Origin of the sequence: Agromyces fucosus, from assembly GCF_004134865.1 — a bacterium.
Taxonomy (GTDB): domain Bacteria; phylum Actinomycetota; class Actinomycetes; order Actinomycetales; family Microbacteriaceae; genus Agromyces; species Agromyces fucosus.
Map to the genome: position 1 here is coordinate 443,869 of NZ_SDPO01000002.1, position 16,711 is coordinate 460,579.

Annotated in this window: 12 protein-coding genes; 6 read left to right on the forward strand and 6 right to left on the reverse strand. The window is 70.2% G+C overall.

Annotated elements, in window-relative coordinates; translation table 11 throughout:
* The first annotated feature begins 1 nt into the window (after position 1).
* Complete coding sequence (locus ESP57_RS07800) at positions 2-454, forward strand: MarR family winged helix-turn-helix transcriptional regulator (protein ID WP_115958704.1); 453 nt, start codon at positions 2-4, stop codon at positions 452-454.
* Positions 455-532: 78 nt separating this feature from the next.
* Here the strand turns inward: ESP57_RS07800 and ESP57_RS07805 are convergent, their stop codons facing one another.
* Both ESP57_RS07805 and ESP57_RS07810 read right to left on the reverse strand, forming a co-directional pair.
* The gene (locus tag ESP57_RS07805) at positions 533-1,135 is read right to left on the reverse strand and encodes a TetR/AcrR family transcriptional regulator (RefSeq protein WP_162248719.1); all 603 of its coding nucleotides are present in this window, start codon (positions 1,133-1,135) and stop codon (positions 533-535) included.
* Positions 1,136-1,240: 105 nt separating this feature from the next.
* Positions 1,241-2,152: a sugar phosphate isomerase/epimerase family protein gene (locus ESP57_RS07810; RefSeq protein WP_056005593.1), complete on the reverse strand. Its 912-nt coding sequence runs from the start codon at positions 2,150-2,152 to the stop codon at positions 1,241-1,243.
* 221 nt (positions 2,153-2,373) lie between these two features.
* On the opposite strand from ESP57_RS07810, the gene ESP57_RS07815 reads away from it, so the two are divergent.
* The 3 genes from ESP57_RS07815 to ESP57_RS07825 all read left to right on the forward strand — a co-directional run bounded on the left by ESP57_RS07815 (position 2,374) and on the right by ESP57_RS07825 (position 8,586).
* Positions 2,374-6,804: a ThuA domain-containing protein gene (locus ESP57_RS07815; protein WP_165877412.1), complete on the forward strand. Its 4,431-nt coding sequence runs from the start codon at positions 2,374-2,376 to the stop codon at positions 6,802-6,804.
* A gap of 187 nt (positions 6,805-6,991) precedes the next feature.
* Positions 6,992-8,065 (forward strand): WxL protein peptidoglycan domain-containing protein, encoded by a 1,074-nt coding sequence (locus ESP57_RS07820; RefSeq protein WP_129231156.1) that lies wholly within the window; start codon positions 6,992-6,994, stop codon positions 8,063-8,065.
* Positions 8,062-8,586, forward strand: coding sequence for an OmpL47-type beta-barrel domain-containing protein (locus tag ESP57_RS07825; RefSeq protein ID WP_129231157.1), 525 nt, complete (start codon positions 8,062-8,064; stop codon positions 8,584-8,586). Before ESP57_RS07820 ends, ESP57_RS07825 begins: the two co-directional genes overlap by 4 nt.
* Before the next feature lie 101 nt (positions 8,587-8,687).
* Here the strand turns inward: ESP57_RS07825 and ESP57_RS07830 are convergent, their stop codons facing one another.
* The 4 genes from ESP57_RS07830 to ESP57_RS07845 form a co-directional block, all read right to left on the reverse strand.
* Complete coding sequence (locus ESP57_RS07830) at positions 8,688-10,538, reverse strand: Xaa-Pro dipeptidyl-peptidase (protein WP_129231158.1); 1,851 nt, start codon at positions 10,536-10,538, stop codon at positions 8,688-8,690.
* Between the two features lie 167 nt (positions 10,539-10,705).
* Positions 10,706-11,917 carry a PucR family transcriptional regulator gene (locus ESP57_RS07835; protein WP_129231159.1) on the reverse strand — a complete coding sequence of 404 codons (1,212 nt, stop codon included), beginning with the start codon at positions 11,915-11,917 and terminating at the stop codon, positions 10,706-10,708.
* 48 nt (positions 11,918-11,965) lie between these two features.
* Positions 11,966-13,558, reverse strand: a complete 1,593-nt coding sequence (locus ESP57_RS07840; RefSeq protein ID WP_129231160.1) for a sensor histidine kinase — start codon at positions 13,556-13,558, stop codon at positions 11,966-11,968.
* Positions 13,555-14,304 (reverse strand): response regulator transcription factor, encoded by a 750-nt coding sequence (locus tag ESP57_RS07845; RefSeq protein ID WP_056005608.1) that lies wholly within the window; start codon positions 14,302-14,304, stop codon positions 13,555-13,557. The genes ESP57_RS07840 and ESP57_RS07845 overlap by 4 nt, the downstream gene beginning before the upstream one ends.
* Before the next feature lie 202 nt (positions 14,305-14,506).
* Between ESP57_RS07845 and ESP57_RS07850 the strand changes: the two genes are divergently transcribed.
* Positions 14,507-16,009, forward strand: coding sequence for an ABC transporter permease (locus ESP57_RS07850; protein ID WP_129231161.1), 1,503 nt, complete (start codon positions 14,507-14,509; stop codon positions 16,007-16,009).
* A 25-nt stretch (positions 16,010-16,034) separates the two neighbouring features.
* Positions 16,035-16,703: an ABC transporter ATP-binding protein gene (locus tag ESP57_RS07855; RefSeq protein ID WP_129231162.1), complete on the forward strand. Its 669-nt coding sequence runs from the start codon at positions 16,035-16,037 to the stop codon at positions 16,701-16,703.
* Positions 16,704-16,711 lie beyond the last annotated feature (8 nt).

The window sequence follows — 16,711 nt, forward strand, 5'->3', positions numbered from 1 at the left end:
CATGACCATCGTGACCGAGGCATCTGCAACCGTCGATGAGGCCATCGCCGATGTCGAAGTGCAGCTGAGCGTGCTCTTCAGCAAGGCACGCCTCGTGTGGAAGGAGGCGGCGCAGCAGGTGCACCCCGACCTGCAGCCCGCCGCCTACAAGCTGCTCTCCACGATCGTGCGACTCGGCTCCGCGAACGCGCACGTGCTCGCCGACATGTTCGAGATGGACAAGTCCGTCGTCAGTCGCCAGGTGCGCCTGCTCGAGGAGCTCGGACTGGTCGAGACCCGTGCCGACGAGCGCGACGGGCGTGTGCGCGTGCTCGTCGCGACCCCCGTCGCCGAGGAGCGGATGCGCGAGGTGCGCGAGCGCAACCAGCAGCGCCTGCACGCCGTGCTGCTCGACCACCCCGAAGCCGAACTGCGCGGCTTCGCCCAGTTGCTCCGGCGCATCGCCGAGGCCTGAGCCCGGTCACCCGTCACGACGCGCGAAGGCCCGTGCCCCTCGGGGCACGGGCCTTCGCGCATTCGGCCGCAGCGCGGATCAGACCGGGGCGGGAACGCGCTCGCCCATCAGCGACATGAGTCGCCGGCACGTGCGCTGCTCGTTCTCGGGAAGGCAGGACTGCGGGCGGAAGAGGGCGATCTGCTTGATCCCCTCCATCGAGGCCATCAGGAGATCCACCGCGCGATCGACGTCGTCGCACCGGAATTCGCCGGCGCCGACCGCCCGGTGCGTGAGGCCGAGGAAGAACCGCTCGGTCTCGTCGAGGAAGCCCGTCCAGCTCGCGCGCACGTCGGCGTCGTACAGCGACATCGCCACGATCTCGGTCGTGAACACGCGATTCGCGTCGTCGAGCAGGCAACTGCGCACCGAGAAGGCGACCGCGGCCTCGAGCTGGTCGGCGAGGCGCTCGTGCACCTCGGTCGCGCCCGCGATCTGGATGCGCCAGGCGTTGTAGTACAGGTTGCACGCCGCGAGGATGACCTCTTTCTTCGAGGCGTAGTGCCAGTACAGGCTGCCCTTGGTGACGCCCGCGCCGGCCGCGATCTCGTCCATGTTGACGCCGGCGATGCCGCGCGTCGAGAACAATGCGAACGCCGCAGCAGCGAGTTCGTCGGGTTTCGCCGAGGAGATGGTGGCCACGCGATTACCGTAGCACTTCGCCATACCGGCGGGTATTGACGCGGTGCCGGCCATTCAGGGAAGTGACCGGCCCCGACCGGGGAACCACCGGTCGGAGCCGATCGGTCATACGCCGGCGGGAACGCGGGCGAAACTCGGGACGCGCTCGGTGAACCCCGCTGCCGCGATCTCCGTGCGCAACCACCGCACCGAGTCGGCGAGCATCGGGCCGCCCTGACCCTCGCACTCGATGTTCAGCACGCCGTCGAAACCGTGTGCGCTGAGGCGCTGCAGGATCGCGCGGATGTTGTCGGCGTTGACGCCGTCGCCGGCCGCGACATGGCTGATCGCGATGCCGGTCGCGCCGCCGCGGGCGGCCTCGGCGAGCGACGCCGAGACATCCTTGATGTGCACGTGGGCGATGCGATCGATGAACTGATCGGCGAAGGCGACCGGGTCGTTGCCCGCGATGAAGGTGTTGCCCGTGTCGAGGTTCAGCCGCAGCCACGGCGTCTGGCCGCAGAAGTCGAGCATCTCGGCGAGGTACTCGGGGCGGGTCGTGAAGTAGCCGTGCGTCTCGATCGTGACGACGACCTCGTGCGCCTCGGCGACGCGGATGATCTCCGCGTAGCTGCGCTTCATCTGGTCGAGGGCCTCGCGATCGCTCAGGCCCTCGGGCTTGTAGAGGCCGTCAGTGGTGGCGACCCGCGGGGACCCTGCGAGCGAGGCCCAGGCGATCGCCTTCTGCACGTACGGAACGCCGACCGACATGCCGTCACGACCCGACAACGGGTAGGCGGCGTCGATCTGCGAGAACTCGACCCCGTACCCCTCCATCTTCCGGCGCAGCAGCACCGGATCCTCGATGAGGGAGATGTGCGGGAAGTAGCCGAGCCCGTGGATCCAGCAGGCGCCCTCGATGACGCCGGGCTCGATGTAGTGCACGTCGTGCTCCTGCGCCCAGGCCAGCGCCTGCTCGAACGACTTGTGGCTGGAGTTGAACGCATCGGTGTGGAAGCCGATTCCGATCTCCGGCATGGGGAACCTCTTTCTCGATCGATTCGGCCGCCGATCGGGTGAGCAGACGGCCGGTATGGAACTTTGCACCGCATGGCCGCCATCATTGCGCGGGATGCTGTCGATCGCCATACTTGCCAGTATTGACGTTTCGTGGTGCTGACCATAGCATGCTGAGCGTCGGCTTATGCCAACTCAGTGACGGAAGTTGCCAATTCAATGTTGAAAGGCTCGGTAGCACGATGAAGCCCAACCGAAAGACTCCGGTCCTCGCGACCGGACTCGCGATGGCGGCGGCGCTGACCGTCGGCCTCGTGAGCCCAGCCTCAGCCCATCCGGGTCACGAGGCCGAACCCGAGTTCCGCGCGCTCGTCTTCTCCGAGACGGCCGGATTCGTCCACGACTCCGTCGCCGAGGCGAAGGCCATGTGGGACGAGCTGGCCGCGGCGAACCACTTCGAGGTCGTCCAGGCCACGGACTCCTCCCTCTTCACCGACGCCGGACTCGCCGACTTCGACGTGATCGTGCTCGCGCAGGCCTCGGGCGACTTCTGGAACGCGTCAGAGGAAGCGGCATTCGAGAAGTACGTGCGCGCCGGCGGCGGCGTCGTCGCGATGCACAACCCGATCGACAGCGAGCAGGGCAACGCCTTCTACCGCTCGCTCATCGGCACCGAGTTCACGGCGCACTCGGCGGCGAACACGCCCGGAGTGCTCGACGTCGTCGATGACGAGCACCCGTCGACCGCCGAACTGCCCGACAGCATCACTCGCAACGAGGAGTGGTACGGGTTCACGAAGTCGGTGCGCGGTGACAAGCACGTGCTCACGGAAATGGACCCGACGAGCGTGCCGGCGAACACCCCCGGCCGAATGCTCGACCACCCCGTGACGTGGTGCGCGCCCTATGAGGGCGGTCGCACCTGGATCACCTCGATCGGCCACTCCAAGGCGTCCTACAGCGAGCCCCTCGTGCGCCAGCACGCGCTCGGCGGCATCCGCTACGCCGCGGGCGTCGTCGACGGCGACTGCACGGCGACCGACTGGGACAACTTCGACAAGGTGCCGCTCGACACCGAGACCTCGGCGCCGTGGGGCATCGCGATCGCCCCCGACGAGCGTGTGTTCTTCACCGAGCTCGTGCGCGGCCAGGTCCGCATCTACGACCCCGCCCTGCAGTCGACCGTGACGGCGGCGACGATCCCCGTCTACGGCGACGGTGAGAACGGCATGACCGGTCTCGCGCTCGACCCCGACTTCGAGACCAACGGCTGGGTGTACCTCTACTACTCCCCGGTCGGAACGCCGGTGAACCGCCTGTCGCGGTTCACGATGTCGGGCAACACCATGCAGCTCGACACCGAGAAGGTGATGCTCGAGGTGCCGGCGACCCGCGTCGCGGGTGAGATCGGACACACCGGCGGCACCCTGCGCGTCGACGGCAACGGCGACCTGTGGCTCTCGGTCGGCGACGACGTCGTGCCCTTCGAGTCCTCTGGTTACACCCCGATCGACGAACGAGCCGGGCGCGGCCACTTCGACGCCCAGCGCACCTCGTCGAACACGAACGACCTCCGCGGAAAGCTCCTGCGCATCCACCCCGAGGACGACGGCACCTACTCGATCCCCGCGGGCAACATGTTCGCCCCCGGCACCGAGAAGACGCGGCCCGAGATCTTCGCGATGGGCTTCCGCAACCCGTTCCGCTTCAGCGTCGACCTCGACGGCACGGTCTTCCTCGCCGACTACGGCCCCGACGCCGGCAGCGCCAACGCCAACCGGGGCCCCGCCGGCTACGTCGAGTGGCAGGTCATCCGCGAGCCCGGCAACTACGGCTGGCCGTACTGCCACGCGAACAACATCGCCTACAACGACTTCAACTTCGCGACGAACACGTCGGGAGCGAAGTTCGACTGCGCGAACCCGGTGAACGACTCGCCGAACAACACGGGCCTCACGCAGCTGCCCGCGTCGATCCCCGCCGAGGTCTACTACTCCTACGGCGCATCTGCGGAATTCCCGCAGCTCGGCAGCGGCTCCGGCTCGCCCATGGCGGGGCCGGTGTACCACTTCGACGAGACGCTCGAGTCCGACCGCAAGTGGCCCCAGTACTTCGACGGCACGCCGCTCTTCTACGAGTGGGGACGCAACTACATCAAGGAGTTCCAGCTCGGCGGCGACGGCAAGCTCAAGGCCATCAACCCCGTGCTGAACAACCTGCAGTTCCTCTCCCCGCTCGACCTGCAGTTCGGCCCCGACGGCGCGCTGTACCTGCTCGAATGGGGTGGCGGCTACGGTCGCGACAACCCGAACTCGGGCCTCTACCGCATCGACTACTCGTCCACCGGCCGAGCACCGACGGCCGCGGCATCCGCTGACGTGACCTCCGGCGGCGCCCCGCTCACCGTCGCGTTCTCGAGCGAGGGCACCGTCGACCACGACGGCGACGAGTTCGAGTTCCTCTGGGAGTTCGGCGACGGCGCCACCTCGACCGAGGCGAACCCGAGCCACACCTACGCGGCGAACGGCAACTACGAGGCCCGCCTCACGGTGACGGAGACCACCGAGTACGCGAAGACCGGCACCGCGACGGTCGCGATCGTCGTCGGCAACACCGCGCCGACGGTCGAGATCACCGCACCCGAGAACGGCGGCTTCTTCGGCTGGGGCGACACCCTGCCGTGGAAGGTCGAGGTCACCGACCCCGAAGACGGCGAGATCGACTGCGCCGACCTCTCCGTGCAACCGGCGCTCGGGCACGACGACCACGCCCACCCGGTCGACGCGGTGCACGCCTGCGAGGGCGACGCATTGACGATCCTCGACGAGGGCCACGCCGCAGCCGACGCCTTCTGGGTGATCGACGCGCGCTACACCGACAAGGGCGGCGACGGCGGCATCTCGCCGCTGACGTCGAGCGACACCAACGTCTACCGTGCGAAGCGGTTCCAGGCGCACTACTGGGACGAGGTCAACGACGTCGCCGTGGAGAACAACGCGGCGGCCGAGTACGGGCAGTACGTCGGAGACATCCAGGACGGCGACTGGCTGCGCTACGGCGACGTGAACTTCGCGGGAATCGATGCCGTGCGCTACCGCGTCTCGGCCGGCCCCGAGGGCGGCGGCACCATCGAGCTGCGCCTCGACTCGCCCACCGGCGAGCTCGTGGCGAGCACTCCCGTCGCGAGCACGGGCGGCTGGTTCACCTTCAAGGAGACCGACCCCACCCCGATCGAGGCGCCCGCCGGCACGCACGACGTCTACCTCGTCTTCGAGTCGAACCCCGGCGTCAACTGGTCGATGACCCTCGACGTGTTCGAGGCGATCGGCGCCGGCGTCGGTGAGCCGCCCGCCGGCACCCCGGTGATCGACAACGCGACCCAGGGAAACTGGATCGGCACGTACGGCGAACTCGGCCACGCGATTCCGAACGTCGGAACCGAGCTGCCGGCCGGCGTCACCGTGACGCCTGCAGCCGGCACCTCGGCGTACACCTGGGAGCAGACCTCGACCAACGCCGCTGCCCTGCAGCTGCCGCCCGCCGGCACGTCGCGGCGAGCCTCGACGTGGTTCAGTCCCACCACCGCGGCAGTCGATGTCGGCATTCCGGCAGGTGAGGCGTACGAGCTGTCGGTGTACTACAACAGCTACGATGCCAGCCGACAGGCGACGATCACGCTGGCGCGACCCGATGGATCCCTCATCGGACCCGCCCAGTCGGTCACCGACAACAAGCACGGCGTCTGGCTCACCTATCAGGTCGTCGGCCCGGTGCAGGTTCGCGCGGCGAAGGGCACCGGACCGAACGCGGTCATCGGTGGCATCTTCCTCGACGAGGCGAACGCCTCGTCAGACCAGGATGCACCGACCGTGACCGCCGACGCCGGCGACCCCGGCGCCTCGGGCTGGTTCACCTCCGACGTCAGCGTCGAACTGACTGCCGACGACGGTGCCGGCTCGGGCGTGGAGTCGATCGAGTACTCGATCGGCGACGGTGCATGGGCCGCCTACGACGAGCCCGTCGCGGTCACGGACGACGGCGAGACGCTCGTGCGCTACCGCGCCACCGACCAGGCCGGCAACGTCAGCTCGATCGGCGAGCTCACCGTCAAGCTCGACGCCACCGTGCCGACGGTCATCGCGACGAGCGTGGAGGCGCCGGCCGACAGTCAGTGGGCCACCCGTGGCATCACGCTCACGCTGACGGCCGACGACGGTGCCGGTTCGGGCATCGGCGCCGTGCAGTACGCAGTCGGAGAGGGCGAATGGGTCGCCTACACGGCGCCCGTCCGCATCTCGGCCGAGGGTCCGAGCACCATCCACTACCGCGCGCTCGACGTCGCCGGCAACGAGAGCGCCCCCGCGGAGTTCGAGATGCCCGACGCCCCGGCGCTCGACGTCGTCGCGACGGCGAGCACGCGGTGCGTGGCCGGCAAGGTGCTCGTGTCGGTGAAGGCGACGAACAACGAGTCGGTGCCGGTGGCGTTGACCTTCGAGTCGGCGTACGGCACCAAGTCGTTCGCCGCGGTCGCTCCGGGCAAGAACGCGACGCACGTGTTCACGACCCGTCAGGCGAGCGTGCCTGCGGACGCCGTCACCATCACCGCGACCGCGGTGACCAACGGCGCACCGGTGACGGTGACGCTCGAGACGGCGTACGCAGCGGCATCATGAACCTGCCCGGAACCCGGCCGACCGGGGCGGTGGCCCGTCGTTCTCGACGGGCCACCGCCCCTTGCCGGCACCGCCCCGGCGACTCCGTCTGCAACCTGACCATCTCGGTCTTCGAATGAACTAGGGTCGGGATCGAGGCGTCGACCAGTACCGACGCCCCGATCCCGCTCGGAGAACACGTCGCGCCATGAAGCACTTCCGTCTCGTCCTCACCAGCCTCGCCCTGCTCGGGATCACCGCGCTCGCGCTGCCCACGGCTGCGGCCGCCGAAGAGGGCGAGACCGAGTCGCCGGTGACCTGGGCGATGAGCCCGGCCGACGCGGCCGGCCCCGACGGCAGGTCGTGGGTCGAGCTCGAGCTCGACCCCGGCGCCACCGTCACCGAGCACCTCGCGGTGCGCAACTTCGGCGATCGGGAGATCACCTTCGCGATCACCGCCGCCGACGGGTACTTCACCCCCACCGGGCGGTTCAACATGCTCCCGTCCGACGCCACGTCGGTCGACGCTGGCACCTGGATCAGCGTGGACGACCAGGTCACCGTGGCACCGGGAGGCACCGCCGTGCTCCCGTTCACGGTCGAGGTGCCCGATGACGCGACCCCCGGCGATCACGCCGCCGGCATCGCCGCCTCGATCTACACCGAGAGCGCCGGCGAAGGCGCCGGTCTCGGGGTCGAGAGCCGGGTCGGATTCCGGGTGATGACGCGAGTGACCGGTGCCGTCGAGCCAGGGCTCGCGGTGACCACCTCCCCCGACTACGTCACTTCCTGGAATCCGTTCGAGCCCGGGCGGGTCGAGTTCGCGTACGTGCTCGAGAACACCGGCAACGTGCGGCTCTCGGTGAGCGGATCGGTGGAGCACGGCGGAGCGACGTTCCCCGCGCCCGACAGCGAGCAGGCCCAGCCGATCGAGCTGCTCCCGGGTGATCGGCGCACGCTGACCATCCAGGTGCCCGACGTCTGGCCGACGGGCGTCGTCACGCTGCCGCTCACGATCACCCAGGCCGTCATCACGCCCGATGGCGAGGCGTCGCAGCTCGACCCCGTCGAGCAGGACGTCACCGTCTGGGCGATCCCATGGCCGCAGATCGTCATCGTCCTCGCATTGGCGCTCATGATCACCGGCCTCTTCTGGGGCCGTCGGCGCCGCACGAAGCAGATCGAGCAGCTCGTCGACCAGGCCCGTGAGGCCGGCCGACGTGAGGCGGAGCAGACCGTGGACACTGAAGCCGACGGTCCCGTCCCGGAGTCGCAGCGATGACGCCCCGCCAGCGCACCACACGACGCCGGTCGGCCACCGCACCGGCGATCGCCTCCGCCGCGGCGCTCGGCCTCATGCTCGCCCTCTCGCCCACGCCCGCACTCGCCTCGGAGTCCGACGACGGCACCGACGTCACGGTCGACGTTCGCATCGCACCGGTCGACGTGACGGCGCCGACGGTCGAGATCGTCTTCGACTCCAGCGCCGGCAACGGGAACGGCAACGGGAAGCCGAAGGACGACGACCGACCCGGCAAGGCCAACGGCAAGCACGACGAGTACACCGCCAAGGGCGAGGTGCGCGTCACGGTGAACTCGAACGACCCCGGGCCCGCACCGGTCTCGGGTGTCGCCCTCGTCGAGTACTCGATCGATGGTGGACCGTGGCTGCCCTACACCGCGCCCGTCGCCGTCAGGTCGCACGGCAAGCACAAGATCTCGGCTCGCGCCGTCGACGGCGCCGGCAACGTCAGCGACATCGAGCTCCGTTCGTTCAAGATCACGGGCAAGCCGCTGGACTGAGCCGGGCGGCTCGCGGCACTGCGTCAGACGCGACGCGACGGCCCGCACCCGGGCTCTCCCGGGTGCGGGCCGTCGTTCGTGCGAGGTGCGCGGTGCGCGGGCTATGGAGCGGTGCGGAGCGACGCCTGCAGCGCCCCCATCCCGCCGACGAGCGGCAGGTGCACCGTCGATGCCGACGGCTTGAGCGTGAGCTCGGTTCCGGGCGCCGGGCGCACGGTGTACTCGAAGTCGGACGACATGATGACGACGCCGATCCTCGAACCGGCCGAGAACACGTAGTCCTTCGGCTCGAAGTCGAAGTCGAAGCCGTACGAGGTGCCCGCCGTGATCGGCTCGGTCACGGCCGACGAGCTGCGGTTCTCGACGTCGGCCCAGCCGCGCGTGATGATCTTCGGCGCTCCGGTCGCGGGGTACTCCACGAGCAGTGCCGTGAGGTTGGCCTTGCTGCGATCCACCGACAGCTCGAGCGACACCGACGGCGTGCCCGAGAGGCGCAGCGGTGTACCGAGCACTCCCGTGCGGTACGCGAGGCGGTTCGGCGACGTCTCCGCCGCGGCGAGGGTGGTCGCGCGGATGCTCGCGTCGTCGACCAGGTTCTCGGTTGCACGGGAGCCGTCGCGTGAGACCGAGAGTCCGCCGACCCCGTCGGCCGTGGCTGCAGGGCTGAACTTCAGCTTGACCTGCTCCATGGCCGGGTCGGGCCACTCCGGGTACTCGGTGAGGGTGCGGTCCTCACGGACGATGTAGGCCTTCGGCAGCTGCTCGACGCCGTTCTCGACGTCGTAGAGGTACCGCGTGAACCAGCGGTTCAGGAGGGTGTCGTTCGGGTTGCCGCCGTGGCCACCCTGGTGGAGGTAGATCTGGTGGGGCACGCCGTTCGCCTTCAGCGCCTCGTACAGGTCGGAGGCGTTCTTCGTCATCACGTTCCAGTCGTTCAGCCCGTGCGCGACGAGCATGGCGGCCGTGATGTTCTCGGCGTCGGCGAGGTAGTCGCGCTCGTCCCAGAACGGGCTCGAGTCGCCGGTCGCCCGGTCCTCGTTCGCCCGGAGCTCGTCGATCACCGGCTGGCAGATCTCCTGGTCGAACCGCGTGTACACGTAGTCGGCCAGCACGTCGAGGTCTTCGCCCTGGTAGCCGCCGGGCGCTCGCACCGCCCCGTTCGAGCGGTAGTAGTTGTACCAGCTCGAGATGGCGGAGACCGGCACGATCGCCTCGAGGCCCTCGACGCCGGTGCTCGCGACGCCGATCGGCAGCGTGCCGTTGTACGAGGTGCCGATCATGCCGACCCGGCCCGTCGTCCAGTCGGCGGTGACCTCGGTCGCGCGGTCGATGCCCGTGTACGCGGTGGCTCGCCCGTTCAGCCAGTCGACCACGGCCTTGCCGGCCAGCGACTCGTTCAGGCCGCCCGACGTGGGGCAGCCCTCCGACCAGCCGCTGCCGAGGCCCTCCGCGTGCACGACGGCGTAGCCGCGCGGCACCCACGTGTTCTCGAGCGACCCCGAGATCCGGGGGCTCGTGCGATTCGTCGGCGTGTAGGCGGGCCACGCGTCCTTCTCCGTCGGCGGCGCGCCGATCTCGTGGTCGACCCCCCAGTTCGTGACCTCGGTGCCACCCGCGTAGTACGGGCTCATCTCCATGAGCACGGGGACCTTCAGCCCGTCGGCGGTCTGAGGCACGCGACTCACGTCGATGTGCACGAGGTCGGGCCGTCCGTCGCGGTCGGAGTCGACCTCGCTCTCGACCCACGCCTCCTCGTTGATCCACTCGGATGCCACCTTCGTGAAGACCGCCTGCGACAGGCCGTCCTGGAAGGTCGGTTCGATCTCCGGCGTCGACGCCGCGTAGGCGGGCGTCGCCGCGACGACGAGGCCACCGGCGAGCACCGACGTCAGTGCCACGGCGACGGCACGACTGCGCCGTCGTCGGTCTGGGTGGAGGGCGACTGCGGTCATGTGGAGCTCCTTCGATCGTGATCGGGGACCCATCGGCTCGCCGCTCCATGCGGACGGAGCGAGCCCCCACTGGCTCACAGGCTAGGCAGAGCGGGGGCTCCGGTCACGCGTCAGATGATGCGACGGAGTCGTGAGGCGATCGACAGATGTCGATGCCGTCCGCGTGCTCAGCCGGCGCGTCGGGTGCCGTCGCCCGCCGTCGCCTCTGCGGCACGCATCAGGAGCGCGATGTGCACCCCCAGCCGATCGAGGCCGTCGTCGAGGTCGATGCCGAGGATCCGCTGCGCCCGATTCAGCCGGTTGTAGAGGGACGTCCGGTGCACGCTCAGCCTCGTCGCGGCCGACTGCACATGGCCGGCGGCCGCGAGATACGACTCGAGCGTCTCGATGAGCACCTCGCCGTCGCGCTCCGCCGCGAGTCGCTCGAGTCCGGGCTCGAAGTCGCTGGAGCGCAGCCCGGCGGCGGATGCCGAGTCCAGACCCCGGTAGACCCCGAGACGGTCCCAGTGCAGCACGCGCTCGCCGAGCCGGAACGAGTCCGCGATGCCGAGTGCCCGGCGCGCCTGCCGGTAGCCGTCCCTGGCGGCGACGACGGATGCCTCTCCGCCGACGCCGACCCGGAGGGCGCCCGAGATCGCCTCGCCGGCCGACTCTGCGACCACCCGGGCGATGCGGTCGGTGTCGCCGAAACGACCGGTCGACGACGGAACGACGACGGCCGCGTGGTCGCTCTTGGCGAACGCCAGCACGCCGCGGCCGCCGAGCGCACGACGCGCCTTGCGCGCCCCGCGCTCGAGTTCCTCGTCGGCCGGGCCGTCTCGGGGCCTCGGCGGTGCGTCGGCCATGAGCACGTAGACGCGCAGCAGCCCGCTCTCGAACCGTCCGGACTCGACGAGCTCCTCTGCCGCACGGCGCCGCACGTCGGCGCGGCCGAGCACGAGCTCCCGGGCGAGCTCGTCCTCACGGGCCGACTCCCCTTCCTCCGACATCCTGACGCGCGCCCATTCCTCGGCGACCAGTTCAGCCGAGGCACCCGCTCGCACGAGGTCGAGCGGTCTCGCTCGCTCGGCGGGCTCGATGAACCACAGGTGTCCGAACACGATGCCCGCCCGACCGATCGGCACGCAGACGCGCGGCAGCATGCCGAACTCGGGGTTGCCCGGGACCCGCACCGGAGAGGTCGCGGCGTAGACGCCGAGCCGACTGAGCCAGGTGTGGACCGCCGGATCGGCGCGGTGCTCGAGGATCGAGCGGCGACGGACCTCGTCGATCTCGTCGGGGTGCGGACTGTAGGCGACGACTGAGCGCCGATGGTCCTCGACGAGGGCCGGGCGCCCGAGCTCGGCGGCGATGCGGGTGATCGTCTGCTGCAGGCTCATGGGCGTCTCGGGGTCACGGCTCGTGCGGGTGCTGGGTCGCCTCCCAGCCTATGCCGACGGGGCGAGCGGCAGCGCGACGACGAAGGCGGTACGCCCCGGCTCACTCGACACCGACACGTCACCGTGGTGCGCCTCGACCACGGCTTTCACGATCGCGAGTCCGAGGCCGGTGCTGCCGGCGATGCGCGATCGCGACGAGTCGCCCCTGGCGAAGCGCTCGAAGAGCGAGTCGGCGAGCGCGGGCGCGATGCCGGGGCCGTCGTCCTCGACCGTCAGCACCACGTCGTCGCCGCGGTGTTCGAGCGAGGCCACCACCGAGGTGCCGTCGGGCGTGTGCACGCGCGCGTTCGCGAGCAGGTTCGTCACGACCTGCCGCAGGCGCGGCTCGTCGCCGACGACGACGGCCGCGGCATCCGGAAGCCGCACCTCCCAGTCGTGACCGGGGCCGGCCGCCTGCGCGTCGCCGACGGCTTCGACGACGACCCGGCTGAGGTCGACCGGCAGGGCCGCCAGCTCGCGCCCCTCGTCGAGCCGCGCGAGGAGCAGCAGGTCTTCGACGAGTTCGGTCATCCGCACCGACTCGGATTCGATGCGGCCGATCGCGTGCACGACGTCGGGCGGCAGTTCGCCGCCGTGCAGCCTGGTGAGCTCGGCGTAGCCTCGGATCGAGGCGAGCGGGGTGCGCAGTTCGTGGCTCGCGTCGGCGACGAACCGGCGCACCTTCTGCTCGCTCTCCTCGCGAGCGGACAGGGCGGATGCCACGTGCCCGAGCATGCGGTTGAACGCGCCGCCGAGCCGGCCCACCTCCGTGCGTTCGTCATCGACCGGCACACGTTCGCCGAGGGCGACGTCGCCGCGGTCGAGTGGGAGCTCGGAGACGCGCTGGGCGGTCGCCGTGACCTCCGCGAGTGGACTGAGCGCCCGCCGCACGACGACGGAGCCGAGCGCCAGGGCCAGTACGAGCCCCGATGCTGCGACGATCGCGACCGTGAGGGCGAGTTGGGCCGTCTGCGAGTTGACGTCGGCGAGCGGCAGCGCGAGCACTGATCGCACCTGCGGTTGCGTCTGCACGGCGAGCGCGCGGTACTCCCCCATGCCGCCCGCCGTGATGCTGTGCGGCCGTCCGTCGGGCGGCACGGCCGCGAAGGCCTGCGTCGCCGCAGCGCTCGGTTCGAGCAGTTCCCCGGTCTCCGAGATGTGGACGCCGACGACGGTGTCGCCGGCGACGAGCACGCCGACCGTGCCGACCGGCTGACCCGGCACCTGGAGGAACTCGAGCACGGTCGCCCTCGGGTCCGAGGGGAATCCCGGCGGAGCCACCTCCGTCGCCCGTGATGCCGTCGCGCGAAGGCTCGCGTCGAGTCGGTCGACCGAGGTCGAGTGGAAGACGAGCACCGTCACGACGCCGATCGCGGCGCTCACGGCGACGAGCAGGGCGGCGACGATGACGAGGAGTCGGCGTCGGAGCGTCCAGGGCCGCCGCGGACGCCGCGCGACCGTCGACGGCTCGCCGGCGACGTCCCCGAGATCGTCCCATTGGAACTCATCGGCCGCCGGTTCGACCGGATCGACCGCCGACGTCGCGCCGGTCGCGCTCGCCCGGGCGGACGCTGCGTAGCCGGGATCGCCGGGCCGTGTCATCCGGCGGCCTTCAGCATGTAGCCGGCACCGCGCACGGTGTGGATCATCGGCTCACGGCCCGCGTCGATCTTCTTGCGCAGGTACGAGATGTAGAGCTCGACGACCGACTCCTTGCCGCCGAAGTCGTAGCTCCAGACGCGATCGAGGATCTGCGCCTTCGACAGCACGCGGCGGGGGTTGCGCATGAGGAAGCGCAGCAGCTCGAACTCGGTCGCGGTCAGCTCGATCGGCGTGCCGCCGCGGCTGACCTCGTAGGAGTCCTCGTCGAGGGTCAGGTCGCCGACGACGAGCACCGGGTCCTTCGCCTGTGCGAGCGTGAGCGTCGAGCGGCGGATGAGTCCGCGCAGGCGCGCCACGACCTCCTCGAGGCTGAAGGGCTTCGTGACGTAATCATCGCCGCCCGCGGTGAGCCCGGCGATGCGGTCGTCGAGCGAGTCCTTCGCGGTGAGGAAGAGCACGGGGGTCTCGGTGCCCTCCGCCCGCACGCGCGAGAGCACCTCGAGGCCGTCGATGTCGGGCAGCATGATGTCGAGCACGATGGCGTCGGGCCGGAACTCGCGGGCGATCCGCACCGCCGACTGGCCGTCGCTCGCGGTGCGCACGTCCCATCCCTCGTACTTGAGGGCCATCTTGAGCAGTTCGGTGAGCGAGTGCTCGTCGTCGACCACGAGCACGCGCACCATCGAGCCGTCGCCCTTCGCGATGGCGGGGGCGCGGTGCGGGTTGGCCGGGGCGTTCGTGCTCATACCTCCAGTATCCGCGTCGAACTATGCGTTCCCTATGACTTCGTCGAGTGGATGCTGCGTGGCGCCGTCGAGCGAGCGGGGATGGTCGGGCCGGGGTCGCATTGGCGGCGCACAGGCTCGCCATCGCGCTTCCACAGCCCCCGCTCCTACCGTCTCGATCGACGCTCGCTCCGAACGTCTCCCCCGACCCCGAGGACCACCAATGTTCTTCACCTATCTCCGGCGCGAACTCGCCGGGCGCCGCAGGCAGACCGCGATCATCGCGATCGGCATGGCGCTCGCGATCGCGCTCGTCATGATCGTGAATTCGGTCTCCACCGGTGTGCGCGACGCCCAGGCCTCCGTACTCGAATCCGTCTACGGCGTCGGCACCGACCTCACGGTGTCGCAGAGTCCGACACCGCCCGCGGAGGGCGAGGCCGGCGGCCCACGATTCGAATTCGGCGCCGAAGCGGGCACCACGACCGACGGCTCGACCGAGATCAGCCAGTCGCGACTCTCCGCCGGGTTCGGCTCGAGCACCTTCGACGACGATGCGCTGGCGTCGGTCGAGGGACTCGACGGCGTCGCCGCGGCATCCGCCACCCTCTCGCTCATGAACACGACGTTCAACGGCGAGCTGCCGGACTTCCAGCAGTCGACGCAGGGAACCGACCAGCCGCCCGCCGACGGCGAGCAACCCGCAGCACCGCCGCAGGGCGGCTTCGACGGAGCGGGCGGCAGCGCCTTCGACGTCGACAGCTTCACCGTGCTCGGCCTCGACCCGGCGTCGGCAGCGGTCGGCCCCCTCTCGGCGGTCGAGCTGGCCGACGGTCGAGGGCTCGAGGCATCCGACAACGGTGAGACCATCGCCGTGCTCGACGCGGGCTATGCCACGAGCGCCGAGCTCGCCGTGGGCGACACGATCGACGTCGGAGGTACGGAGTTCGAGATCGTCGGCACCGTCTCGTCGACCTCGGCCGATGCCGCGACCGCCGCGAACGTCTACATCCCGCTCGACCTCGCCCAGTCGATCTCGGGCGAGGAGGGTATGGTCTCCAGCATCTCGGTGCAGGCCGAGTCCGCCGACGGCATCGAGGCCCTGCAGGCCGAGATCGAGGAGGCGCTGCCGGATGCCACGGTGTCGACGCAGTCCGACCTCGCCGCCTCCGTCTCGGGCTCGCTCGCGAGCGCGTCGAGCCTCATCTCGAACCTCGGGCTCTGGGTCTCGCTCGCGGTGCTCGTCGCCGCGTTCCTCATCGCGATCCTCTTCACGATCCAGGGCGTGACCCGCCGCACCCGCGAGTTCGGAACGCTGAAGGCCATCGGCTGGTCGAACGGCCGCATCGTCGGCCAGGTCACCGGTGAGTCGCTCGTGCAGGGCCTCATCGGCGGAGCCGGAGGCCTCGTGCTCGGCCTCGCCGGGATCTGGGCCGTGAACCTGATCGCCCCGACGATCGGCGGCAGCGCCGGCTCCGAGGTGGTCGCCGGCGGCGCCGGTGGCCGCGAGATGGTCATGCAGGCCGGCGGTCCCGGCGGCGGCTTCGGCGACGCCGTGCAATCGGCCGCGTCATCCGCCGAGGTCGTGCTGCAGGCGCCCGTGACCGTCGGCGTCATCGTGATCGCCATCGGCCTCGCGATCGCCGGCGGTCTCGTCGCCGGGGCGTTCGGCGGATGGCGTGCCGCGAGACTCCGCCCGGCCGAAGCGCTCCGCAGCGTCGCCTGACACCCACCCCACGAAAGGAACCAGCATGTACACGCTCGAACACGTGTCGAAGACCTACTCGCAGTCCAAGCGCCGCGTCACCGCCCTGCAGGACGTCTCCCTGACGATCCCCAAGGGGCAGCTCGTCGCGATCCAGGGGCCGACCGGCGACGGCAAGTCGACGCTCCTGCAGATGCTCGGCGCACTCGACCGGCCGAGCACCGGCCGTATCGCGCTCGGCGACGCCGAGCTCTCGCACCTTCCGGACCGGAAGCTCGCCGGCATCCGGGCGAAGGAGATCGGGTTCGTCTTCCAGGGCTTCAACCTCATTCCGACGCTCACCGCGCTCGAGAACGTCGAGACGGCCCTCGAACCGCTCGGCGTGCCCGCCGAGGAGCGGCGACGCCGGGCGGCCGGTGCGCTCGAATCGGTGGGACTCGGCGATCGTGGAAGCCACGTGCCGAGCGAGCTGTCGGGCGGTCAGCAGCAGCGCGTGGCGATCGCCCGCGCCCTCGTGAAGGAACCCGAGGTGCTGCTCGCCGACGAACCGACCGGCAACCTCGACGAGCAGACGCGTGACGACATCATGGACCTGCTCGAGGGGCTCTGGCGCGACCGCGGGCTCACGCTCATCGTCGTGACGCACGATTCCGCGGTCGCCAAGCGCGCCGAGCGCCGTCTCCTCATCAGGAACGGCGCCGTCACCGAGCGCTGACCGCACGG